This window comes from Limosilactobacillus avistercoris (assembly GCF_014836425.1).
Taxonomy (GTDB): Bacteria; Bacillota; Bacilli; order Lactobacillales; family Lactobacillaceae; genus Limosilactobacillus; species Limosilactobacillus agrestimuris.
In genome coordinates this window covers 34,158-57,655 of record NZ_JACSQW010000010.1, presented here as the reverse complement: position 1 = coordinate 57,655, position 23,498 = coordinate 34,158, and the positions used below count along the sequence as shown (strand labels likewise).

Below are 23,498 nucleotides of genomic sequence, written 5' to 3'. Positions count from 1 at the left end.
CGAACACAGAAGTTAAGCTTCAACACGCCAAAAGTAGTTGGGGGATCGCTCCCTGCGAGGATAGGACGTTGCCACGCTATTATTCCGGCATAGCTCAGTTGGTAGAGCACCTGACTGTTAATCAGGTTGTCGTCAGTTCGAGTCTGACTGCCGGAGTCATTGATAAAAAGCTGTTAGCTATTGGGCTAACAGCTTTTTTGTTTCATTATTAAGACAACACCTGTTAAAAAATCACCTAGATAAAATTAAGAATAGGTGTTTCAACTCGTTTATTGTCATGATATAATAATAAACGTTGATTATTTGCTAACTTAGCTCAGCTGGTAGAGCATCTCCCTCGTAAAGAGAAGGTCGGAGGTTCGACTCCTCTAGTTAGCACTAGATAGAATTTAGTAAAGTTCGGAAGCCTACAGAAAAAGCCACCAAAGCTTAATCTGTAGGCTTTTTTGTACACTTAAGAAGTAAAGTGAATGGTTCTGAAATGTTCTGAATTACTGTTTCAAACACACTAGCAAACACACTGAAATGCCAATATGGCTCAGTGTGTTTAGACCAATTTTGAGGAGACTACTAACGCTGATATATCAATGATTTGTGGTGATATTTCCAGTGTGTTTAATTTAATGTTTTATATTAATTTACTTGGATAGAATTATAACAGTTAATCAATTCTTGATTAGCTGTTATTTTATTTAGTAGATTTAGTGAATAATGATTATGAATAGTAATAATGAGTTTATTAGTAATCAATTTTGTCAATTACTTGTTCAAATTCATGACTGAATGTTGATTTTTGGAGATGACTGCTGATGAAATAAATTATTACTCGATTTTGCGTTGCTGAAAAAGCTAATCGTGCTGAACCAAGCTTACCAAGATTCAAACGAAACTCATAAATAGTTTGTTTAGCGATCTTCTTTTTGGTAGCCACTTTAACTTTAGTCATTCCTGTTGCAATTTCTCTCTCAACTGCTGTATTAATTGATTCCTTAATTATTTCTTTTTGTTGCCGATGCTTTTTGAAAAAAGGTTTACAGCCATGTTCATTAAACTCGATCTGCGTTTTATTTTAGCCTCTTTGATTTAAGTATAATTGGTGACTCCGGGGGAATTCTCGTTTAAACGCGGTCATTAATGCGTGCTTGGCTTCTCCATTATTTAATGAGTAGTTGGTAATTTTATCGACGTATCCTTGCTCAATTATCATTAATTCACCTTTATTTGTTTTAACACTTAAGGAGCGGTCTTTTTTCTTTGTTAATAATTGAATTTGTTGAATACCTTTTCCTTTTAGAAAACGTTTAAGGATTGCATGTGCTTGCTTAATTGGAATTTCCCGCATGATTTAGCCCCTTTTAGAATTAATCATTAATATTATTATACTCGTTTGGGAATACTGACTACTGGTCAAAAAACAGAAAATAAAATGCATGAACCCAATGATGGATCAGGTTCATGCATTACCTTAAGTAGGGGATAGTTAGAAGTTCAATGAAGCGAGCCAATTATCAATAGCTGATTGAGAATTGAGAACGTCTCCCCGATTTAATTTAACCTCATAATTATTTTCTTTAATTGTTCGTTCAATATTAGATTGGGCGCGATCATAGCCTGTACTACTGGAGGTCCCAAAGGTTGCCAAATTTTTGCCATTCAATGCAAGTTTATCGATGGTTGCGGCAATAAGACGTGGTGGAATTCCCCACCAAATTGGGTGACCAATCATAACGTTATCGTAATTATCAAGCGAAGGTAGATCATCTTTAATTGGAACACGACCGTCATGTTCTTGTTTCTGTTCTACAGTCGCCCGTGTAGATTCATCATGCCAATTAAGATCCTCATTTGAGTATGGCTTTACTGGATGAATTTCCGCAATATCAGCATTCAACTTTTGTGCAATTTCTTCTGCTACTTTTTTCGTTGTACCAGTAGCGGAGTAGTAGAGAACTAAAGTATTTGCCATGGGATTACCTCCTTAAAATTTCTTACTTTTTATAAGCATTATATCGCAAATTGCGGGAATTTTTTAATTAATTTAAATCTCTTCTTGCTACTTAGAATGTTATCTTGTATAATAACTATTGTTGTTAAGATTTATCTTTGATATTTTCTTATTCCGGCATAGCTCAGTTGGTAGAGCACCTGACTGTTAATCAGGTTGTCGTCAGTTCGAGTCTGACTGCCGGAGTCATGATAAAAACGTTAGCTATTCTGGCTAGCGCTTTTTTTATTTTAAATTTTTATTATATTAAGTAATTAATTATCTTGATTGTGATAAAATGCATTTCTTTTGCTATTTTATTTAAATCACGTATTATGCCAATTAGGAGGTGGTTCGCTTGAATTTAGAACAAATAATAAAAAATAATTTAGCTAAAACTAAAGAAGGAAAAGTAGCTGACTATACTCCTGCACTAGGTAAAGTTGAACCAAATCAATTAGGAATCGCAATTTATGATCTTAAAGAAAATGATATAGAACAAGTTGGTGACTCACAGGTACGATTTGCGATCGAGAGTATTTCAAAGGTCATTACTTTTTTATATGCGGTAAAACAATTAGGAATGGATTATGTTACCCAGCGTGTTGGTGCCCGCCAAACTGGTTTTCCGTTCAACTCAATTTTAAATTTAGAGATTGAGGGGAACAATCACCCACTGAATCCATTTGTTAACGCGGGGGCAATCGAAGTAACGTCGCTTTTAAAGGCAGTAAATAACATGCAGCCGTTTGAACAGCTCATTCGTTTTGCTCGTGAAATTTGTCATGACCCGCAGATTACACTTAGTACGGAAATATTTGAGTCGGAAGAACGGACAGGTAATATGGATCGTTCTTTAGCATATTATCTCAAAGCGAAGAAGATACTAAAAGCGGACGTACCAACAAGTTTAAAAATTTACTTTAAATAGTGTTCAATGATGGTGACGGCAGAAGAGCTGGCTAACCTAGGGGCGGTTCTGGCAAATGATGGAATTAAACCATGGGACAATGAACGGTTGATTTCAAGTGAAGCGGCAACATACACCAAATCTTTGATGATGACTACGGGACTATATAATGAGTCCGGAACATATTCTGCAATTATTGGAATTCCAACTAAAAGTGGTGTTGGTGGCGGCTTAATGAGTGCTGCGACAGGTAAATACGGAATTGGGATTTTTAATCCACCACTAGATGACGTGGGTAATAGTATTGCGGGGTTAAGTGCTCTAAACGAACTTGGCTGCGAATTAAAAGTAGATTTATTTAGGTATTAGCTATTAAGAAAGTGGCTTTAGTGTTCCTTTAAATTGAAAATGAGATTAACTTTATTAAGTTAGGCCACATCAGACACTATTCTTAATATTCTTAACGAACTCATGTTATATTTCTAAAAAAATAACATGAGGGGCTTTGATTAATTGTGTGGAGACGAGTGTTTAAACATGTTTTTCTCATCAAAAATTTATTTTTGAATTGACGACTACCAAATAGACGCCTATAATAGTTATATTCTGAAATTTTAATGTGAAAGTTTCTTAATTTAATTAACTTTTACACCTAATTTATCTCCTGAAGATATTATTTGGAGGAATTATATGAGTAAAGAGAAAAACTTGGATACAGCCTTCTTCGGGCAGCCAAGAGGACTATCCACACTGTTCTTCACTGAAATGTGGGAACGGTTTAGTTACTACGGAATGCGGGCAATCCTGCTATTCTACATGTACTACGCTGTCACTAAGGGTGGTTTGGGCATGGACCAAGCTACTGCTGCTTCAATCATGTCAATCTATGGTTCGTTAGTTTACCTCTCAAGTGTTGTTGGTGGTTGGCTTTCTGACCGTGTTTGGGGCTCTCGTAAGACCGTCTTTATCGGTGGTGTGTTAATTATGTTTGGGCACATTGCCTTATCATTACCAGCCGGTGTTACAGCCTTATATATTTCAATCGCATTAATCGTTGCCGGGACTGGTTTATTAAAGCCAAACGTTTCTGAAATGGTTGGTGGCTTATATAGCTCAGATGATGAACGGCGTGATTCTGGATTCAGTATGTTTGTTTTCGGGATTAACTTGGGTGCTGCTGTTGCTCCATGGGCTGTTCCGTGGGCTGCTAATGGTTTTGGCCTTCATTTGTTTGGTAACGAAATGAACTTCCACGCTGGTTTTTCACTAGCTGCAATCGGGATGTTCTTTGGTTTACTTCAATATACTTTGGATGGTCGAAAGTACCTTTCAAAGGACAGCTTATATCCTAACGACCCGATCGAAAAAGATGATTTACGGCCAATTATTATTTGGACTTGTGTTGGAGTAGCTGTATTAGTTGTTGTTCTTGGTTTGTTAGCTGCAATGGGTCAACTTAATATTAACAACATTATCAACATCATTACCTTTATTGCGATTGCATTACCGATCTACTACTTCATTATGATGTTGAATTCAAAGAAAGTTACTAAGCCTGAAAAGTCACGTGTTCTTGCCTATATTCCACTTTTCATTGCTGCGGCAATCTTCTGGGCAATTGAAGAATCAGGTTCAGTTGTTTTAGCATTGTTTGCTGAACAACGGACAGTTCTTCATATTGGTAGTTGGCACTTTGCTGCTGCTAACTTCCAGACTTTGAACCCATTATTCATTATGCTTTTAACACCAGTATTCGTTGCCCTTTGGGATCATTGGAAGGGTCAACCAAGTGCTCCTGGTAAGTTCTCCGCTGGTCTTGTCTTTGCCGGATTATCCTATATTCTCATGGCATTACCAGGGATGATGTTTGGGACAGCAGGACGGGTTAGTCCATTCTGGCTTGTTGGTTCATGGTTCATTGTTGAAATTGGTGAAATGTTAATCTCACCAATTGGTTTGTCAGTGACTACTAAGCTTGCACCTAAAGCATTTAAGTCACAAATGATGAGTATGTGGTTCTTAGCCGATTCAGCTGGTCAAGCTGTTAACGCTCAAATTGTTAAGTACTACTCATCCGCAACTGAAGTTCCATACTTCATTGCTGTGGGTCTTGTAAGCATTGTCTTCGGAATTATCCTGATGTTCTTCGTTAAGAAGATCCATGGATTAATGGACGGAGTAGATTAATAATAGCTTGAAGCTGAGGAAAAACGATTTTGTTTTCTCAGCTTCTTATTTTTTAAAAATTTTCTTCAAAAAGTTCTTGCAATTTTAGCTAAAGTTCGATATTATAATAAACGTTGATTGTTACTTATAACTTTCACGTTGTGATGGAGGAGTAGCGAAGTCTGGCTAAACGCGACGGTCTGTAAAACCGTTCCTTCGGGTTCGGCGGTTCGAATCCACCCTCCTCCACTTTTATTATTGGGCTATAGCCAAGCGGTAAGGCAACGGTTTTTGGTACCGTCATGCGCTGGTTCGAATCCAGCTAGCCCAACTGCATAAGTCACCAACTGTTTGGTTGGTGGCTTTTTTGTTTATCAAGAAATTATGTAAAGGAGAAAATACAATGCCTAAACAAGGGCAGTTTGCAAAGTCAAGTCGACTAAAGCAATTAAACCAGTTTAAAGTAAAAAAGCATTCTCACCAGTCTGCAATCGATGATAATCAATTTGTTGACTATGTCGTTTTACGATTTAATCTAACAAGTAAGAAGAAATTAGCAAAGAAGATTCAAGAGAGTAATCAACGATTTTTAATTGAAATTTTGAACACTTGTCAGGGACAACGTTTAGATTTAGAAAGTACCATTCCAGATCTACTTAAAAAGTTAAATAGCCGTGTTCCTTGGCAATTTTACCGTCAAATAATTGATGGCTGGGAAGACCTCCAACATTTTATTCAACGTGAGGTTCCTAGTGTTCCATTAACGCAACAAATTTTTGTTTCGGGAACAATTAGTAAAGAAGAGTTAACTAAAATGGTTGCGGAAGAACTAGCAACTAAGGCAACCGCTATGACGTTTTTGAACCGGCCAGTAAATAACCAGATTCGAGAATTAACACAACAACGACTTCTTCAAACCATTTACAAAAATGGTCAAATTAACTGGCAGCAGATTGCAATCTTGTTTAAACCATTTCCTTTAGTAATTGATCCAGGACTAGATCGGGGAACTAAGGAGTGGCTAATAACGCTAGAAAAATCCTGATTAACGCAAAGATAAATAAGATGGTCGAGTTGATAGCCTTCACTCTTAGATAATGTTAAAATGAGTGGTTGTAATAACAAAATTGAGGGATTGTCTGAGGTATAAAAAGAGAAATTCTTATGGTTGATACAATTATTCATTTTATGGTTCATAACCAAGTTTTTACCTTGTTTATCTGTATGGCCCTAGGTTTTGCAATTGGGGATTATAAAATTGGGGGTAAATTTAGCATTGGTGCAACCGTGGCTACACTGGTTGTTACTTTAATTGTTGGTCAGATCGGAGCGTTTCCACGAAATGAGATGTTGGGAACGATCTTCTTTGGTGCCTTCATGTTTTCAGTGGGCTACCGGATTGGACCACAGATGCTAACCAGTTTAAAAATCTTTGGTTCGCGAATCCTGATTATCAGTATTTTTTGGTTAGTAACGGCTTTCCTTGTTTCGTGGGGATTATTTGTTGCATTCCATATTGGACCAGGAGTTGCATCAGGAATTATTGCTGGTTCACTAACCCAATCATCTACTGTTGCTAGTTCATTGCGGACGATTGGTTCTCTGCCAGTTAGTAGTGCAGTCAGGTCAACGTATGAAGCACAGTTGCCAGTTGCCTATGCATTAACCTATGTTTTTGGAACATTAGGTGTTATCATTTTTCTTCGTGATGTTGCACCAAAACTTTTGGGAATCAAGGTAAGCAAACGGGGACCATTAATGGCCCGGAAGTATCACTTTCACGCGAAAAATCCTAACCCGACATGGCGGCGGACATACCGAATTGAACCTGACTCACCGTTAGTTGGTAAAACGATTGGTGGCTTTAATAAGTGGACCCATTACCGGATAATTGCGTTAGTTGCTTTTCATGGGGATGAAATGACAGATCACTTGGAATATAAGCTAAAGCCAGGCGATCTGCTAACCGTGATTGGTTATGCAATTCACTTTGATCAGATGCACGGAATTAAGGGGACAACTGAAGTCTTAACCCCAACTAATGCTCCGCGGGAACGAAAATTTGTTTTAGGGAAACATTTTAAGCCAACTCAATTAGCACATTTGCGTCAACATGGGGTTTTCATTAATATTCAAGATCCTGATACGGGGAATGAACAATTATTTAACCAGTTAAAGCCCGGGGATGTAATTTCTTTGACTGGGAATACATCACGGACGTCCGCAATCTTAAAGAAGATGGGACGTTGGCATACGAGTGCGGTAGCAATTAACTACTCATTGTTCTCCCTTGGAATTGGGGGTGCCTCTTTACTTGGAATCCTTGGATTGAAGTTAAATGGTATTCCGTTACAATTGGGGAATGGTGTTGCGGCCTTACTAATGGGGTTGGCATTGAGTACATGGATTTCACGTCACCGGGATCATGATTCGATTCCACCGACGGTTACCGCCTTCTTCCAAAACTTAGGGTTAACCCTTTTTGTGGGGACGGTTGGTCTCCAATCTGCCCAAGCATTTACTAGTGCGATTAAAGCATTAGGAATTGGTGTCCTATTTATTGGTGCAGTCGTTGCAATTGCTCCCCACCTTTTAACGTTATTGTTTGGTCGTTATGTCTTGCATATGGAACCCTTAGCTTTGATTGGTGGATTGACTGGTTCAGGTACCTGTGCTGCTGTAATGACAGAAATTGCCGATCAGGCTGGTGCTGAAGGTGGGGCATATTTTGCCGCTGCCTTAACCCCGGCTTACATCATGGGGAATATTGGTATTACCCTACTAGGACCAATTTTTGTCGCGTTGTTATCTTAAAGTATTAAAGTTAAACCATAAAGTGAGGTTATGAGTCATGAAAAAGTTTTTTACAGTTCTTGGCGGAATGGGAACATTAGCCACTGAGAGTTACGTACGGATTTTGGATCAGCGGACACCAACACATCGTGATCAGGATTATTTGGACTACCTCGTGGTTAACCATGCGACTGTTCCTGACCGGACAAGCTGGATCCTTGATCATAGTAAGCCTAGTCCGGCTAAGGCACTGATTGAAGATATCAAACAGCAAAGCCTTCTTAATCCGGAATTCTTTGTCTTGATTTGTAATACCGCTCACTATTCTTACGATGAATTACAAGCAGCGACGAAGGTTCCAATTCTGAATATGCTTCAAGAAACGGTTAATGAAATTAAGCGCTTGAAGCCGGATGCTAAGCGAGTTGGCCTTTTAGGAACAGACGGTACCATGAAGTCTGGAATTTATGATTCTTACATCAAAAATGCGGGTTATGAAGAGGTTAAGGCAACTCCTGAAATTCAAGAAATGACCGAGGACTTAATCTATCATGACATTAAGGAAAAGGGCCATTCTGATGGTAAAAAGTATCATGAACTTGTGCGTAAGATGATCGAAGAAGAACACTGTGATATTGTTATCCTTGGCTGTACAGAACTTTCGTATGCTGAAGAGATGGATCCAGAAACTAAGTACCCCGTTGCAGATTCACAATCAATCATTGTCGATCGGACACTTGAGCGGGCATTAAAGATTCGCAACGGGGAAAAATAAAAATTATAAAATAGGGAACCGAAAAATGACCATTAGCCTAAGTGGTGGGGGCTTGTTAGAAGGGTTGTTTTTCGGCCTTTTTGTTTAATTCGTTAATCTTACTAAAATTGGTCTAATCCTATTAAATGATGTTACAATTGTAGATAGTTAATTATTGTTTTAAATGGTGTAAGGAGGATAAAGCCAAAATGAGTTCACCGATATATATTAAAATCCATAATCAACTACGGGAAAATATTGAAGATGGTAAGTGGAAGGTTGGCGATAAAATTCCTGCTGAACGGGGACTAGCTAGCCAATTTGGTGTTAGTCGAATGACGTTGCGTCAAGCAATCCAAGAATTGGTTGATGAAGGAATTCTTGAACGGCATGTTGGGTCCGGAACCTTTGTTGCTAACCGGAAAGTCCAAGAAAAAATGTCGGGGGTAACAAGTTTTACGGATCTAATGAAGTCAATTGGTAAGGAACCATCTAGTACAACAATTTCTTACCACTTAACGATTCCTTCCCAAGTTGAAATCGAAAAGCTAGGTTTAAAGGATGGCGATCAGGTTATTCGAATGGAACGAATTCGTTCAGGAAACGATGTTCCAATCTGCTTTGAAGTGGCAACAATCCCAGCAAGATTAGTTAAGGGATTAAGCAAAGAGGAAGTAACAACTTCATTTTGGGAAACGCTTGAGCACAAGGCCCACCTTTATCCCGGACATGCTGTTCAACATATTTCCGCTACCAAGGCTAACGAACGGATTGCAACTTACTTAAATGTTAAACGTGGCGACCCATTATTGCGGATGACACAACTTTCATATTTACAAGACGGAACACCATTTGAATATGTTCATACCCAATATGTTGGTTCACGATTTGAGTTCGTTTTGGAAAAGTAAAATTCGTGCTACAATGTTGGTTATTAATTCAATTTGAGAGGATACTAGACAATGAAATTCAATTATCCAGATGATAGTACAGCTCTTCATACCGATGCTTATGAACTCAGTATGATGCAAACATATTGGAAACAGGGACAGGGAAATCGCCGCGCCGTTTTTGAAGCTTTTTTCCGTAAGATGCCCTTCCAAAATGGGTATGCAGTTTTTGCCGGTCTGGATCATATTATTCGTTATATTAAGGCCCTTCACTTTACGGCTAGTGATATTGAATATCTTCGGTCAACGGGGCAGTTTGCTGATGATTTTTTGGACTATCTGAAAGACTTTAAATTTACGGGATCTATTAAGAGTTTTGAAGAAGGAGAATTGGTGTTTAACCATGAACCAATTATCCAGGTCGATGCACCAATGCTCGAGGCCCAATTAATTGAGACGGCATTATTAAACATCATTAATTACCAAATAATGATTGCTACTAAGGCTTCCCGGATCAAGTCGATCGTTGGCGATCAGCCAGTGATGGAATTTGGCTCACGCCGGGCTCAAGAATTTGACGCGGCCTTGTGGGGAACGCGGGCTGCCTATATTGGTGGTTTTGATGCAACAAGTAATGTTCGTGCGGGCAAACTATTTGGAATTCCAATTTCTGGAACCCATGCCCATGCTTTAGTTCAGGCATACCGGAATGATTACGATGCCTTTAAGGCGTACGCTGAAACTCACCATGATTGTGTTTTCCTTGTAGATACGTTTGATACCCTGAAGAGTGGTGTTCCAGCTGCAATAAAGGTGGCCAAAGAATTTGGTGACCGAATTAATTTCCTTGGTGTGCGGATTGATAGTGGTGATATGGCCTACCTCTCAAAGCGGGTCCGTAAACTTCTTGATGATGCTGGCTTTAAGGATGCAAAGATTTATGCTTCTAACGGTCTCGATGAAAAGACAATCCAAAACCTTCAAATGCAGGGAGCTAAGATTGATGTTTGGGGAATCGGAACTAAGTTAATTACTGCTTATGACCAACCAACCTTAGGAGCCGTTTATAAGCTTGTTGCCATTGAAGATGAAAATGGCAAGATGGTTGATACAATTAAGCTTTCAAATAACCTCAGTAAAATGTCTACCCCAGGGAAAAAGCAGGTTTGGCGGATTAATGACTGCGCAGATAATAAGAGTGAAGGGGACTATATCACCCTCGACGATGAGGATCCCCGTAAGCAACGGTCATTAAATATGTTTAATCCAGACTTCCCACTCCAACAAAAGGATGTTGATGATTTTAAGGCACGTCCAATGTTAAAGGATATTTGGAAAGACGGTCAATTTGTTTATGATGAACCGAGCCTGGAAGAAACACGACAACGGCGAAAGAAAAACCTTGATACATTGTGGGATGAATACAAACGCGATCTTAATCCGGAAGTTTACCCAGTGGATTTGTCACAGAAGTGCTATGATAATAAGCTTAATATGATTCACCGGATCCATGAATACGTAAAAACACTTGATAATTAGGGGGCAGAAAAATGACTAGTTTACAAGAAACGATCATTGAGACGCTTCATGTGCGACCAGAGATTGATCCAAAGGCGGAAGTTGCGCAACGGGTTGAATTCTTAGCAGACTTCCTTAAAAAGACGGGGATGAAGACTTTGGTCCTGGGGATTTCTGGTGGTCAGGATTCCTCATTAGCGGGACGCTTATCACAATTGGCAGTCGAGAAGCTTCGGCAAGAAACGCAAGATCAAGGCTACCAATTTATTGCAGTTCGCTTACCTTATGGTGAACAGGCGGATGAATCAGATGCGATGATGGCAATTGACCAGTTTATCCATCCTGATAAGATGATGCGGGTTAACATTAAGCCTGCTACAGACGCGATGCTTGATTCGTTAACAACTGCTGGTGCTAACATTAGTGACTTTAATAAAGGGAATATTAAGGCCCGTGAACGGATGATTGTCCAATACGCAATTGCGGGTGAACACGGTGGTGCCGTTGTGGGAACTGACCATGCGGCAGAAGCGGTCACTGGATTTTATACTAAATTTGGGGATGGTGGTGCTGATATTACACCACTCTCCGGCTTGGATAAACGACAAGGAAAAGCCTTGCTGGAATACCTTGGTGCTCCAGCGCACTTGTATGAAAAGGTTCCAACGGCTGATTTGGAAGATGACAAGCCAATGCTTCCGGATGAGAAGGTCCTTGGAGTTTCCTACCAAGAAATTGATGATTACCTTGAGGGAAAAGAGGTTAGTCCTCAAGCAGCAACGATAATTGAAGGCTGGTACAAGAAGACACAACATAAGCGTCACCAGCCAATTAATCCCGCTGATACTTGGTGGCGGTAAAACGATCGACGGAGGATTGTATGGACGAAAAAGCAATTAAGTTAGTTAGTAAACAACTTCCAAAACTACGTGAATCACAGATTAAGGCATCTTTGAAGTTAATGGATGAAGGAGACACGATTCCGTTTATTGCTCGGTACCGGAAAGAGGCTACGGGTACGTTGGATGAAGTTCAACTTCAGGAAATCCATGATCAATATCGGCACGCAACATCATTACTTGATCGGCAGCAAACCGTTATTAATAAGATTAAGGAAGCTGGTAAGCTAACTCCGGCCTTAGAGAAGCAAATCTTGGCTGCAACGGAACTCCAAACGGTTGAAGACCTTTACTTGCCTTATAAGCAAAAACGGCAAACAAAAGCGCAGGTAGCCCGGGAACATGGTTTAGCTCCCCTTGCTAATTGGTTATTAACATATTCAGACGATGACCCACAAACTGAGGCGGCAAAGTACATCAATGATGACGTTAAAACGGTTGACGATGCTTTGAATGACGCTCACGAAATTTTGGCTGAAGCAATTAGTGAAATGTCAACTGTTCGGAGTTGGTTAAGAAACTTTATGAACCAACATGGTCAACTAGTAACTACTGTTAAGCGTAATGGTAAGGAAAAGGACGAATTAAAAACTTACGAACAGTACTACGATTTTGCGAGTCCAGTAAAGGAATTAAGTTCTTATCAAGTCTTGGCAATTAACCGTGGAGAAAAGGAAGGTGTCCTAAATGTTAAGGTCACCGTAGATGATGATGCGGTGCTCAATTACCTTCACTTTCGGTTAATCCGGACAAGTAAGGAGAATGCGGCTGTTAAGTTGATTGAAGAGGCCTATGCTGACTCCTATAAGCGTTTCTTGGGTCCAGCAATTGAACGGGAGATTCGCCGCCAATTAACGGAAAATGCGGACCAACAAGCAATAAAAGTATTTGGAGAAAACCTTTATCACTTGTTGATGCAAGCACCAATTAAGGGAAAGGTTGTTCTTGGTTTTGATCCGGCTTACAGGACGGGGTGCAAGTTAGCCGTGTTGGATGAAAACGGGAAGTTCCTTACTAAGGCTGTTATTTATCCCCACAAGCCAGCACCTGAAGAAGACCGGGTAAAAGCTGAAGGTCAATTAATTGATCTGATTGAAAAGTACCATGTTGAAATGATCGCGATCGGTAACGGAACAGCCAGTCGGGAATCTGAACAGTTTGTTGTGAACACCCTGAAGAAGATCAAGCGGCCTGTTTATTATGTAATTGTCAATGAAGCTGGTGCCTCTGTATACTCTGCAAGTAAGGAGGCACGGGATGAGTTCCCTGATCTTCATGTTGAACAACGAAGTGCGATCAGTATTGGTCGACGGCTTCAGGATCCACTTGCCGAATTAGTTAAAATTGAGCCACAAGCGATTGGTGTTGGCCAGTACCAACACGACTTGCCGAAAAAAGAGCTATCAGGTGAATTGGATGCTGTTGTGGAGCGAGCCGTTAACCGGGTCGGGGTTAACCTTAATACCGCAAGTTACCAGCTTCTCACCCAGATTTCCGGTCTAAATAAGACGACTGCTAAAAATATCGTTAAATACCGTGATGAACACGGTAAGTATACTAACCGGAAGCAATTGAAGGATGTTCCAAGGTTGGGGCCAAAAGCCTACCAACAATCTGTTGGGTTCCTGCGGATTGTTAACGGGGATAACCCGCTTGATAATACTGATGTTCACCCGGAAAGTTACCCAATTGCGAAGAAGATCATGGAAACCGCTGAGATTAATGTTGATAATCTTGGCTCGTCAGCCGCTGAAGAGCAGTTAAAGAAGATCAATATTGATGACTTTACTACCGAAAAGGCCGGTGAAGAAACGGTGAAGGATATCATTGCTTCACTTCAAAAGCCAGGTCGTGATTTGCGTGATTCAATGCCAGCACCGTTGCTTCGTCAGGATGTAATGAAGATTGATGACCTTAAGACGGGGATGAAACTCCAGGGAACTGTTAGAAACGTTGTGGACTTTGGTGCCTTTGTTGATATTGGCGTAAAGCATGATGGCCTAGTTCACGTTTCAAAGATGAGTAAGCAATTCATTAAGGATCCCCGCGCTGCGGTTTCAGTTGGTGATATTGTGGATGTTTGGATTGAAGATGTTGATCTTAAGCGCCAACGGATTCAATTAACAATGATTGCACCACAAGATGAAGCAGATGCATAATCAGCAATTACAAGAGCTAACTGAAAAATGGTCGGTGGAGTATTTCCAGCGGCCATTTCTGCATCGGATCTTCTTTAATTCCCGTTTACGAACCACTGGTGGGCGTTACCACCTCGATGATCACCATATTGATATTAATCCTTTAATGTATACCGAATTTGATTTGGATAACTTAAAGCGGGTGGTTCTTCATGAACTTTGTCACTATTATTTACACTTGACAGGTCGTGATTATCATCACTGAAGTGCGGATTTTCGTCAGTTACTTACTCGTGTAGGTGGTTCACGATATGCTCCGGTAACGAGTAAGGCCAGGCGGCGAACGCACCATTATTGGCGTTACCAATGTACAGGATGTGGGGTCCAAATTGTTCGCCAACGCCGGTTTAATACTAATCGGTACGTGTGTCGTCGGTGTGGTCACCATTTTATTCAAAAAAATTGAAAAAAGTTGTTGCCAACGAATAAGTATCTTGCTATAATAATATTCGTTGGTTGATATGCGGCCGTGGCGGAACTGGCAGACGCGTAAGATTAAGGATCTTATGGTCGATTATGACCGTGGAGGTTCAAGTCCTCTCGGCCGCACTAACAAAAAGCACTTAACTTTTTTAGTTAAGTGCTTTTTTCGTTTAAAAATTAAACTGAGTTTAGCTTTTGACAAAGAAAATAGCCATTATTAATTTACCCTGTCTAGAAAATCCTATCCTTACAGTTATGAAAGCGCTATACTTAAATTGTAATAATTTTTGAGGAGGAATTTCGTCGATGGAAGCAGAGATAAAATGGTTAGATGACCCAGAGACCTTCCGGGTTAATCAGTTACCGGCACATAGTGACCATCATTTCTACCGTAATTATGCAGAGTGGCAACAGCATAAAAGTAGTTTTGAACAAAGCTTGGATGGACAGTGGCAGTTTAAGTTTGCCCAAACGCCTCAAGAAAGGGTTAAGGATTTTTATAAAGTTGACTTTGACGCTAGTAACTTTGGGCACATTGAAGTTCCTAGTGAAATTGAATTAAGTAACTATACACAAAATAATTACATTAATACGCTGATGCCGTGGGAAGGAAAAATTTTCCGGCGTCCTGCTTATGCTTTGAGCCAGGATGATCCTGAAGAAGGATCGTTTAGTGAAGGGAAGGATAACACCGTTGGCCTTTACCTGAAGCATTTTGACTTAAATGACGAACTTCGGGGGAAGCAAATTCGGGTTCGCTTCGAAGGCGTTGAACGGTCAATGTACCTGTGGCTTAATGGTCACTTTATTGGATATGCAGAGGATAGCTTTACGCCGTCTGAGTTTGATTTGACACCATACATCCAGGATAAAGATAACGTGATGGCAGTAGAAGTATTTAAGCACAGTACCGCTTCCTGGATTGAAGATCAGGATATGTTCCGTTTCTCTGGTATTTTTAGGAGCGTTGAATTACTTGCCCAACCGGTAACTCACCTGGAGGACTTTACCTTAAAGCCACGGGTAGCTGATAATTACCGTGATGGTGAGTTATCAATTGATCTTGCTTTTGCTGGCGAGCAAGCTGGTAATGTCCATCTTGTGGTAAAGGATCATGATGGCAAGGCCTTACTTGATGAAACAAAGCCAGTTACCAAAAAAGTTACAGTTGAACCGCACGAATTTAAGGATGTCCACCTTTGGGATAACCATGATCCATACCTCTATCAACTTTTGATCGAAGTTAAGGATGCTAAAGGAAACCTTCTTGAATTGGTTCCTTACCAATTTGGTTTCCGGAGGATTGAAATTAGCCCAGAACACGTTGTCCTGTTAAATGGGAAGCGCCTCATTATTAATGGGGTTAACCGTCACGAGTGGGATGATCACCGTGGTCGTTCAGTCACAATGAAGGATATGCTGAGTGATATCCATACCTTCAGAGAAAATAATATTAATGCTGTCCGGACATGTCACTATCCAGATCAGATCCCTTGGTATTACCTTTGTGATCAAAATGGAATTTACATGATGGCCGAAAATAACCTTGAATCACACGCTACCTGGCAAAAGATGGGAGCAGTTGAACCATCATATAACGTTCCTGGTTCTGTTCCTCAATGGCGAAAAGTTGTTGTTGACCGTGCACGAAGTAACTATGAATTCTTCAAAAACCATGCCGCAATTCTTTTCTGGTCACTTGGGAATGAATCATTTGCCGGTGATAACCTTGTAGCTATGCAACAATTCTATAAGGAACATGATGATAGCCGTTTGGTTCACTATGAAGGTGTTTGTCACACGCATGATTACAGCGACCAAATTCCAAGTTTGAATAAGGGAAACTACCTTCCACAAGGAGAAACCCATGATTATCGTGATGAGTTATCAGATGTAGAAAGTTGGATGTACTTACCACCAAAGCAGGTTGAAGAATATTTGAAGAATAATCCGGATAAGCCATTTATGGAATGTGAATACATGCATGATATGGGCAATTCTGCTGGTGGAATGGGATCTTACATAAAACTCCTTGATAAGTACCCACAATATTTCGGTGGCTTTATTTGGGACTTTATTGATCAAGCACTTCAAGTAAAGGATCCAATCAGTGGACAAATGGTTATGCGTTATGGCGGTGACTTTGATGATCGTCATTCAGACTATGAATTTTCTGGCGATGGTCTAATGTTTGCCGATCGGACACCTAAACCAGCTATGCAGGAGGTACGGTATTACTATGGCTTACACAAATAAAATGCACGTGATCTACGGTGACGGAACGTTAGGACTTGGTGGGGATAATTTCCACTATATCTTTAGTTATGAAAAGGGTGGCCTGGAATCGTTAAAGTTAAATGGCAAAGAATGGCTTTATCGGGTTCCAACACCGACCTTTTGGCGCGCCACAACTGATAATGATCGGGGAAGTGGCTTTAATATTAAGTCTGCTCAATGGGTGGCAGCTGATACTTTTAGTAAATGTCTTAATGATCAGACTGACTTAGTAGTTGATGATCGCCACTTTGATCACTTACCAGTTGCTCCAGAAACAAATAAGTTTACTAATCATGAGACGGCAAATAAAGTAAAAATTACTTTTACCTATGAAACATTAACTGTTCCTGCAACCAAGGTCACTGTAACCTATGTGGTTGACGCTACTGGGCAAATTAATGTTAGTGCCCATTATTTTGGCCATGAAGATCTTCCCGGCTTACCAGTTTTTGGCCTACGCTTTATCATGCCAACACTAGCAACTGGCTTTGATTACGAGGGGCTATCTGGCGAAACATATCCTGACCGGATGGCTGGAGCTCGTCACGGTAAGTACCATGTTGACGGTCTTCCGGTTACCCCATACTTAGTTCCTCAAGAAAATGGGATGCATATGGAAACTGAACAACTCAGCATTACCCGGGAAATAACTGAAAATAATGCTGATCATTCTACCAAACCATTTTCCTTAAAGTTCAGCCAAGCAGATCAGCCATTTAACTTTAGCTGTTTACCATACACTGCTGAAGAACTTGAGTCAGCAACCCATATTGAAGAATTACCGTTAGCACGGCGAACAGTATTGGTAATGGCTGGTGCTGTTCGTGGTGTTGGGGGAATTGATAGTTGGGGTGCAGATGTTGAAAAGCAATACCACATTCCAGCTGATCAAGATATTGAATTTTCATTTATAATTAACCCAGCTAAATAGTAAATAAAAATAAGCCTCTGGGCACGGTAATATACTGTCCTCAGAGGCTTATTTTAGTATTTATGCTTATAAAGGTAGTAGCCACCATATATCCAATAGAGGGTTGAACTAATTAGCCAGATTACTAATAGGTAGTTAAATCAGCTAGCTGGCTTGAATTTCAAAGTAGCGGTATTAATACCTTGCTGCTCATGAATGTAAAGGGCACCGATTGATGAGCGTTGATAGTGGGGAACTTTTTTACCATTTACCGTAAGGACAGATTCGTGATAAGTGATTAGGGGGAGACGCTGTGTTCCGGAATGATCAGCTGTCCAAGTAAGCTTTAATTTTCCACCCTTAAGAACAGTATGATGGAAGTTCTTGGCGTCCTCAATGATCTAGGATTGGTAATCATAGGAGTGTTTGGACTTATCTCCTGCATAGTTTGAAGGGAGAGGCAGGTAGTCAGGACTACGTTTTTCAATTAAGTTTAGTAGTTGCTCAGGGTGTGAAGATTGAGTGGAATGACGAATTGCCTCTTTATTAGTGCTGGCTTTTGATAATGCACTGAGGTTAGCTAAGAGTGCATCAGAATGGAAGTTTTGGCTTTCCATTGATATCGTTATTTTAGTTGGGATAAATACAAGGAGAAGGGTTGCAATGAGAATGCCAATCGAGGAGATGTGACTAAGTGAGTATTTGGGAGTTGATTTGACGATTGCTGTAACGGTCATAGCGATCCTAGCGAAGAGAAGTGGGTAAGCGATAATTGTTAGACGGCTGGGAAATTGTAATGTATGCGAAAGAAAAGGAAGCCACTACTGAAGTTTCCTCCAGGGAGTAATAACAGAACTTAGGATCAAGATTAAGGATCCCCAACTTGTGATAAATGTATTGAGGAACGAGCGTCGTGGCTTTCTAATAACAAATACCAATTGAGCAATAAAAAGGAACCAAATGGGGAATGCAAGCAATCTTCGGTTATTACTAAAGATTGCTGGACGGAGGGCATTGGCTAATAGGCTAAGGTTTGCTGGATAGGCAATATGGTTATTGAGATTAATCATGAGCAATGCTCCCCAGACATTAGCAGTTAAGATTATTGTTCCAATTACTGCCTCGATTAATTCCGCCCACATTAATCGGGGGTTGCTGGAATAAATGAGTCCAGCAAAAAAATGGAATCAAGGCAACCGCAAAAAATACGGAACTCAGAAGATGGATTTGCATGATGATGGTCATGAGAGTCATTAACTGAAGAGCATTGATTGGTTGTTCTCTATTTTGTATCATTCTGATACCACAGATGACCATATAGGGAGAAAGTGCGGCACCCCATGCATTCATGTTTTGTGCTAATCCCCAGCGAGGTAACCAGCCGATTCATGTAAATAAAAGCGATAATTAGTGCGATACTTTGCTTACTGTGGAGCTTAATGCATAGTTTATACATTCCGGTTTCACCGATGAAGTAAATAAGAAGATTAGTGATAATTTGGTACCGATACCAACTTCTAGCAAGCAAGAGGATTATCCCATTAAAGTAGGCAAATAGGAGACAGTATGTAGCATTAATAATTCGGCCACTTTGTTGAAAAGAATAATTACTTTGGAAGTAACTAAAATTCCAGTGCCGGATTTGCTGGGCTGTTTCATAAAAACGGTTAAAATGAAAAATTGAATCTGTCCCGAGGGTAACTCCATGGGGTATTATTTGCGGTAATATTATCAAGCAACTCATTATAATGATGATGTAATAAGGGAGGCCCTGCTCAATTAGCTTGATGGTTTTTTCTTTCATGGTTTCTTAGTTAGGTAGAGAAAAATATTTTCTTTAGGCTAGCTTATTCCTTTCATTATGAATGTAATAGTTTAATTATACGCTATGATTGTGATCATGAAGAAAAGATTAGTTACTTTCAGCTAAAATGTTGGGAAAGTTATTCTTGTTATGAAATATACAAATGCGCTATGATTAGTGTGTTAGGGAAGTGAGAGAATGGCAAAGTTAGTAATTGTTCGTCATGGTCAGAGTCAGGCAAACCGTGATAATATTTTCACAGGATGGACTGATGTTCCACTGACTGAAAAGGGAATTGAACAAGGAAAGATGGTAGGTGAAGAGTTGGCCAAGATGGGGATCCAATTTGACGATGCTCACACCTCCTATATGTCACGAGCAATTAAGACAATGAATATTATTCTGGATAGGGTAGATCAACTTTATATCCCAGTACATAAGACATGGCGGTTGAATGAACGTCACTACGGAGCACTTAGTGGGTTAAATAAAGCTAAGGTTAAAGAAGAAGTTGGTGCAGAACAACTTCATCGTTGGCGCCGTGGCTATAGTGAGCTTCCACCAAAGTTGAAGCATCGTCAGCATGAGCGACGCTATGATCGCCTTGGTGTAAAGATGCCTTACAGTGAAAGCCTTGCGATGACCCAGAAGCGATTATTACCTTACTGGCAAGATCAGATTGCTCCACGACTGCTAGACGGAAAGAACCAGTTGATAGTTGCTCATGGGAGTTCCTTACGGGCATTAATTAAGTACCTTGATCAAATTCCTGACGATCAAATTGATAAGGTTGAAGTTCCAAACGGTAAACCGATTATGTATGAATTTGATCCAGCATTAAATATCGTTAAGAAGACTTTTATTACGATGGATGGTGAAGAAAATGGCAATTCATGAGATTAAAAATAACCCGAGCCTGAGTGGACAAATTCGTTTAATCGAAAATGTCACATATGGTGCGGCTGATGGTCAAGCATTAAAACTTGAACTTTTAACCCCATGGACACAACGGTACCCTCAACAATACAAGACTGAACCACGGCCGCTAATTGTGTTTGTCCAAGGAAGCTCTTGGCGGTTGCCAACATTTGGTGAAGAGGTTCCTCAACTAGTACAATTTGTTAAGAATGGCTATATTGTTGCCACAGTGCAACATCGCAATTCATTAGATGGTTATCCTTTCCCAGCATTTCTTCAGGATGTCAAAACCGCAATTCGTTTTCTACGGGCAAATGCGAAAAAGTACGCTATTGATCCTGAGCAGGTTGCTATTTGGGGAACATCTTCTGGTGCGAATGCCGCAATGTTGGTTGGCCTTACAGGTGATGACCCTAAGTACAAGACCGCTGCCTATGATGATCAATCCGATGCCGTTTCAGCGGTTGTATCGTGCTTTGCTCCGATGGATGTTGCCGAAACGTTTAAGTATACGACGAATGTTCCGGGAAATGAAATTCTAAAGTATTGCCTTTTTGGTACTGACAAGAAGAAGTGGCCTGAAATTATGCGTGAAATGAGTCCCTTATACCGGGTAGAAGTAGGGAAACAGTACCCACCATTTGAATTATTCCATGGAGATGCAGATAAGGTTGTCCCTTACCACCAAATGGAAGAAATGTACGAGAAGTTGAAATCTGTTGATGCAAGTGTTGAAGCTTATCGAGTTACTAATGCTAATCATGAACGTGACTTTTGGAGCCAACGAATTTATGATACAGTCCTTGAATTCTTGGATAAGAAGTTAAAGCATTAATATTACATTAAAGGAAAATAACGGGAGTAATTACTGAAAATAAAGCAATTTCGGTAGTTCTTCCGTTATTTTTAAAATTTATATGTTGACACCTTACTATAAATAAGTTATATTTTATTCATACTTTATTAGGAGGAACACGTCATGAATAACATTCAATTTGTTAACGCTGTTGTTTGTTGCTGTGGATCGCGTCTTATGCGACCCACGTTTTGGCGTATCCAAAATTAATTTGGCCTGCTAATACAGTCGGGGTAAGTGCATAAGGCGCAATTTCAAGTTTTTCTTGGAATTGCGCCTTCTTTATATCATTTTATTCGGAATCAGCTAATTCATAAGGAGAAATATTATGCGTTTTAATACTCAATTAATTCATGGCGGCAACAGTGAAGACAAAATTACGGGTGCCGTTTCAACACCAATTTATCGTTCCTCAACCTTTCACCAATATCGACTCGGTGCTAACCCCCAATGGGAATATTCACGAACAGGAAATCCAACTCGAGCATCATTAGAGAAGTTAATTGCCGAGTTAGAGGATGGGTTAGCCGGCTTTGCCTTTTCATCTGGCTCTGCCGCAATTCACGCTGTATTTTCCTTATATTCTCAGGGGGATCACTTTGTTGTTGGAAGTGATGTGTACGGTGGGACGTTTCGACTGATCAATAAGGTGTTAAAACGGTTCAGCTTGAAATTTACGGTTGTTAATATGCAAGATTTAGGGGCTGTGGAAAAAGCAATCCAAGATGAGACCGTTGCAATTTACTTTGAGACACCAACTAATCCTCTTCTTCAGGTTGCAGATATTGAAGCAATTAGTAATATTGCAAAGAAACATGGGATTAAAACGATTGTTGATAATACATTTGCAACACCTTATAACCAGCAGCCGTTAACCCTAGGAGCAGATATTGTGGTTCATTCCGCAACAAAATACCTTGGTGGACATAGTGATGTGGTTGCCGGATTGGCGGTAACCAGTGACCAACAAATTGCTGATGAGTTAGCCTTCTTACAGAATTCAATTGGAAGTACGCTTGGACCAGACGATAGTTGGTTGCTCCAACGGGGAATTAAGACTTTAGGGGCACGGTTAAGAGTCCACCAAGAAAATGCTGATGCGGTGATTAAATTTTTGCAAGATGATCCACGAATTGCCAAGATTTATTACCCTGGATTAACTGATTTCCCTGGTCATAGGATTGCGGCAAAACAGATGCGTAACTTTGGAGCAATGATTAGTTTTGAGTTGAAGTCAGGATTAGATGCTAAGAAATTTGTTGAAAGTCTGCACTTGATTGACTTGGCAGAAAGTCTTGGTGGAATTGAAAGCCTGATTGAAGTTCCAGCAGTAATGACTCATGGTTCAATTCCCCGGGAAATAAGATTAGAAAACGGGATTAAGGATGAGCTAATTCGTTTATCAGTCGGAATTGAAGATCCTGAAGATATTATCGCTGATCTGAAACAAGCTCTAGGTAAATTAAAGCAAGAGAAAGGATAATCTAATTATGTGGGAAATAATCAGAACATCATTACCCCAGCTTTTAGCAGCGGGATTTAAATATACGATTCCCTTAGCGTTAATTTCATTTTTCTTTGGGTTAATCATTGCCTTAGTAACTGCATTGATTAGGCTGTCACACCAACGCGGGCTGTTTACCCTACTTAAATGGTTTGCTCAATTTTATGTCTGGCTTTTCCGGTCAACCCCACTTTTAGTTCAATTATTCATTGTGTTCTTCGGGTTACCATATTTACGGATTAAAGGAATCTTTCCTCACGGGATAAAATTAGAGCCATTTACTGCTGGAGTTGTTACCTTTTCATTAAACACAGGGGCGTATGCTTCAGAAACGATTCGGGCAGCAATTAGTTCAGTTGCTAAGGGGCAATGGGAAGCTGGTGCAGCAATTGGGATGACTCGTCTCCAAATATTGTGGCGCATTATAATTCCCCAAGCACTTCAAGTGGCATTACCACCCTTATCAAATAGCTTCATCAGCTTGGTAAAAGATACTTCGTTGGCAGCCTCGATTACGATTATGGAAATGTTTGAAGTTAGCCAGCAAATTGCGGCTGCAAATTACCAGCCATTGTTAATGTACACATTGGTGGCATTGATTTATGCAGTGTTTACCACGGCCCTTACAATCATTCAACATTACTTAGAGAAACGATTGGGTAGTCAGCTCAGGGTAAGTTAGAGAGGTGAAATG

General features: G+C 40.1%; 19 protein-coding genes, 6 tRNA genes and 2 pseudogenes. 22 read left to right on the top strand and 5 right to left on the bottom strand.

What is annotated here, in order from left to right; genetic code table 11:
* The first annotated feature begins 83 nt into the window (after positions 1–83).
* Both H9564_RS05130 and H9564_RS05125 read left to right on the top strand, forming a co-directional pair.
* Positions 84–156, top strand: a tRNA-Asn gene (locus tag H9564_RS05130).
* Between the two features lie 149 nt (positions 157–305).
* Positions 306–378: transfer RNA gene (locus H9564_RS05125), tRNA-Thr, on the top strand.
* Between the two features lie 361 nt (positions 379–739).
* On the opposite strand, the gene H9564_RS05120 is transcribed toward H9564_RS05125, so the two are convergent.
* From H9564_RS05120 to H9564_RS05110, 3 genes are all read right to left on the bottom strand, one after another.
* Complete coding sequence (locus tag H9564_RS05120; protein ID WP_318241074.1) at positions 740–946, bottom strand: hypothetical protein; 207 nt, start codon at positions 944–946, stop codon at positions 740–742.
* A 123-nt stretch (positions 947–1,069) separates the two neighbouring features.
* Entirely contained in the window at positions 1,070–1,342 is a 273-nt protein-coding gene (locus H9564_RS05115) for a hypothetical protein (protein ID WP_191684433.1), read from the bottom strand.
* A 138-nt stretch (positions 1,343–1,480) separates the two neighbouring features.
* The gene (locus tag H9564_RS05110; protein WP_191684432.1) at positions 1,481–1,966 is read right to left on the bottom strand and encodes a flavodoxin; all 486 of its coding nucleotides are present in this window, start codon (positions 1,964–1,966) and stop codon (positions 1,481–1,483) included.
* A 152-nt stretch (positions 1,967–2,118) separates the two neighbouring features.
* Between H9564_RS05110 and H9564_RS05105 the strand changes: the two genes are divergently transcribed.
* From H9564_RS05105 to H9564_RS05030, 16 genes and pseudogenes are all read left to right on the top strand, one after another.
* Positions 2,119–2,191 (top strand) — tRNA-Asn (locus tag H9564_RS05105).
* A 151-nt stretch (positions 2,192–2,342) separates the two neighbouring features.
* Positions 2,343–3,263 (top strand): annotated as a pseudogene (gene glsA / locus H9564_RS05100) (glutaminase A).
* A 321-nt stretch (positions 3,264–3,584) separates the two neighbouring features.
* Positions 3,585–5,081, top strand: coding sequence for a peptide MFS transporter (locus H9564_RS05095; protein ID WP_191684431.1), 1,497 nt, complete (start codon positions 3,585–3,587; stop codon positions 5,079–5,081).
* Between the two features lie 145 nt (positions 5,082–5,226).
* Positions 5,227–5,309 (top strand) — tRNA-Tyr (locus H9564_RS05090).
* Positions 5,310–5,319: 10 nt separating this feature from the next.
* Positions 5,320–5,391 (top strand) — tRNA-Gln (locus tag H9564_RS05085).
* A 72-nt stretch (positions 5,392–5,463) separates the two neighbouring features.
* Entirely contained in the window at positions 5,464–6,105 is a 642-nt protein-coding gene (locus H9564_RS05080) for a hypothetical protein (RefSeq protein ID WP_191684430.1), read from the top strand.
* A 119-nt stretch (positions 6,106–6,224) separates the two neighbouring features.
* Positions 6,225–7,874 carry an aspartate-alanine antiporter-like transporter gene (locus H9564_RS05075; protein WP_191684429.1) on the top strand — a complete coding sequence of 550 codons (1,650 nt, stop codon included), beginning with the start codon at positions 6,225–6,227 and terminating at the stop codon, positions 7,872–7,874.
* 37 nt (positions 7,875–7,911) lie between these two features.
* Complete coding sequence (locus H9564_RS05070; RefSeq protein ID WP_191684428.1) at positions 7,912–8,628, top strand: aspartate/glutamate racemase family protein; 717 nt, start codon at positions 7,912–7,914, stop codon at positions 8,626–8,628.
* Between the two features lie 188 nt (positions 8,629–8,816).
* A complete protein-coding gene (locus H9564_RS05065) occupies positions 8,817–9,518 on the top strand; it encodes a GntR family transcriptional regulator (protein WP_191684427.1) in 702 nt (233 codons plus the stop codon).
* A 51-nt stretch (positions 9,519–9,569) separates the two neighbouring features.
* Entirely contained in the window at positions 9,570–11,036 is a 1,467-nt protein-coding gene (locus tag H9564_RS05060) for a nicotinate phosphoribosyltransferase (RefSeq protein ID WP_191684426.1), read from the top strand.
* A gap of 11 nt (positions 11,037–11,047) precedes the next feature.
* The gene (gene nadE / locus H9564_RS05055) at positions 11,048–11,875 is read left to right on the top strand and encodes an ammonia-dependent NAD(+) synthetase (protein WP_191684425.1); all 828 of its coding nucleotides are present in this window, start codon (positions 11,048–11,050) and stop codon (positions 11,873–11,875) included.
* A gap of 20 nt (positions 11,876–11,895) precedes the next feature.
* Positions 11,896–14,073, top strand: a complete 2,178-nt coding sequence (locus tag H9564_RS05050) for a Tex family protein (protein ID WP_191684424.1) — start codon at positions 11,896–11,898, stop codon at positions 14,071–14,073.
* Positions 14,066–14,518 (top strand): annotated as a pseudogene (locus H9564_RS05045) (SprT family protein). Before H9564_RS05050 ends, H9564_RS05045 begins: the two are co-directional and overlap by 8 nt.
* 57 nt (positions 14,519–14,575) lie before the next feature.
* Positions 14,576–14,661: transfer RNA gene (locus H9564_RS05040), tRNA-Leu, on the top strand.
* A 180-nt stretch (positions 14,662–14,841) separates the two neighbouring features.
* Positions 14,842–16,791 (top strand): glycoside hydrolase family 2 TIM barrel-domain containing protein, encoded by a 1,950-nt coding sequence (locus tag H9564_RS05035; protein ID WP_191684423.1) that lies wholly within the window; start codon positions 14,842–14,844, stop codon positions 16,789–16,791.
* Positions 16,775–17,743 (top strand): beta-galactosidase small subunit, encoded by a 969-nt coding sequence (locus tag H9564_RS05030; RefSeq protein WP_191684422.1) that lies wholly within the window; start codon positions 16,775–16,777, stop codon positions 17,741–17,743. The genes H9564_RS05035 and H9564_RS05030 overlap by 17 nt, the downstream gene beginning before the upstream one ends.
* Before the next feature lie 380 nt (positions 17,744–18,123).
* Here H9564_RS05030 and H9564_RS09130 read toward each other — a convergent pair whose 3' ends face one another.
* Entirely contained in the window at positions 18,124–18,459 is a 336-nt protein-coding gene (locus H9564_RS09130; protein ID WP_225209558.1) for a hypothetical protein, read from the bottom strand.
* Positions 18,460–18,543: 84 nt separating this feature from the next.
* Positions 18,544–18,792, bottom strand: a complete 249-nt coding sequence (locus tag H9564_RS09125) for a hypothetical protein (protein WP_225209557.1) — start codon at positions 18,790–18,792, stop codon at positions 18,544–18,546.
* Positions 18,793–19,724: 932 nt separating this feature from the next.
* Here H9564_RS09125 and H9564_RS05020 point away from each other — a divergent pair.
* From H9564_RS05020 to H9564_RS05005, 4 genes are all read left to right on the top strand, one after another.
* Entirely contained in the window at positions 19,725–20,423 is a 699-nt protein-coding gene (locus H9564_RS05020; protein WP_191684421.1) for a 2,3-bisphosphoglycerate-dependent phosphoglycerate mutase, read from the top strand.
* Positions 20,410–21,279 (top strand): alpha/beta hydrolase, encoded by an 870-nt coding sequence (locus H9564_RS05015; RefSeq protein ID WP_191684420.1) that lies wholly within the window; start codon positions 20,410–20,412, stop codon positions 21,277–21,279. Before H9564_RS05020 ends, H9564_RS05015 begins: the two co-directional genes overlap by 14 nt.
* A 349-nt stretch (positions 21,280–21,628) precedes the next feature.
* Positions 21,629–22,783 (top strand): trans-sulfuration enzyme family protein, encoded by a 1,155-nt coding sequence (locus H9564_RS05010; protein WP_191684419.1) that lies wholly within the window; start codon positions 21,629–21,631, stop codon positions 22,781–22,783.
* Positions 22,784–22,790: 7 nt separating this feature from the next.
* The gene (locus tag H9564_RS05005; RefSeq protein ID WP_191684418.1) at positions 22,791–23,486 is read left to right on the top strand and encodes an amino acid ABC transporter permease; all 696 of its coding nucleotides are present in this window, start codon (positions 22,791–22,793) and stop codon (positions 23,484–23,486) included.
* Positions 23,487–23,498 lie beyond the last annotated feature (12 nt).

Coding starts and splice junctions, on each gene's coding strand:
- H9564_RS05120 (WP_318241074.1), bottom strand. CDS start 946: ATGACTAAAGTTAAAGTGGCTACCAAAAAGAAGATCGCTAAACAAACT.
- H9564_RS05115 (WP_191684433.1), bottom strand. CDS start 1,342: ATGCGGGAAATTCCAATTAAGCAAGCACATGCAATCCTTAAACGTTTT.
- H9564_RS05110 (WP_191684432.1), bottom strand. CDS start 1,966: ATGGCAAATACTTTAGTTCTCTACTACTCCGCTACTGGTACAACGAAA.
- H9564_RS05095 (WP_191684431.1), top strand. CDS start 3,585: ATGAGTAAAGAGAAAAACTTGGATACAGCCTTCTTCGGGCAGCCAAGA.
- H9564_RS05080 (WP_191684430.1), top strand. CDS start 5,464: ATGCCTAAACAAGGGCAGTTTGCAAAGTCAAGTCGACTAAAGCAATTA.
- H9564_RS05075 (WP_191684429.1), top strand. CDS start 6,225: ATGGTTGATACAATTATTCATTTTATGGTTCATAACCAAGTTTTTACC.
- H9564_RS05070 (WP_191684428.1), top strand. CDS start 7,912: ATGAAAAAGTTTTTTACAGTTCTTGGCGGAATGGGAACATTAGCCACT.
- H9564_RS05065 (WP_191684427.1), top strand. CDS start 8,817: ATGAGTTCACCGATATATATTAAAATCCATAATCAACTACGGGAAAAT.
- H9564_RS05060 (WP_191684426.1), top strand. CDS start 9,570: ATGAAATTCAATTATCCAGATGATAGTACAGCTCTTCATACCGATGCT.
- nadE (WP_191684425.1), top strand. CDS start 11,048: ATGACTAGTTTACAAGAAACGATCATTGAGACGCTTCATGTGCGACCA.
- H9564_RS05050 (WP_191684424.1), top strand. CDS start 11,896: ATGGACGAAAAAGCAATTAAGTTAGTTAGTAAACAACTTCCAAAACTA.
- H9564_RS05035 (WP_191684423.1), top strand. CDS start 14,842: ATGGAAGCAGAGATAAAATGGTTAGATGACCCAGAGACCTTCCGGGTT.
- H9564_RS05030 (WP_191684422.1), top strand. CDS start 16,775: ATGGCTTACACAAATAAAATGCACGTGATCTACGGTGACGGAACGTTA.
- H9564_RS09130 (WP_225209558.1), bottom strand. CDS start 18,459: ATGACCGTTACAGCAATCGTCAAATCAACTCCCAAATACTCACTTAGT.
- H9564_RS09125 (WP_225209557.1), bottom strand. CDS start 18,792: ATGATTAATCTCAATAACCATATTGCCTATCCAGCAAACCTTAGCCTA.
- H9564_RS05020 (WP_191684421.1), top strand. CDS start 19,725: ATGGCAAAGTTAGTAATTGTTCGTCATGGTCAGAGTCAGGCAAACCGT.
- H9564_RS05015 (WP_191684420.1), top strand. CDS start 20,410: ATGGCAATTCATGAGATTAAAAATAACCCGAGCCTGAGTGGACAAATT.
- H9564_RS05010 (WP_191684419.1), top strand. CDS start 21,629: ATGCGTTTTAATACTCAATTAATTCATGGCGGCAACAGTGAAGACAAA.
- H9564_RS05005 (WP_191684418.1), top strand. CDS start 22,791: ATGTGGGAAATAATCAGAACATCATTACCCCAGCTTTTAGCAGCGGGA.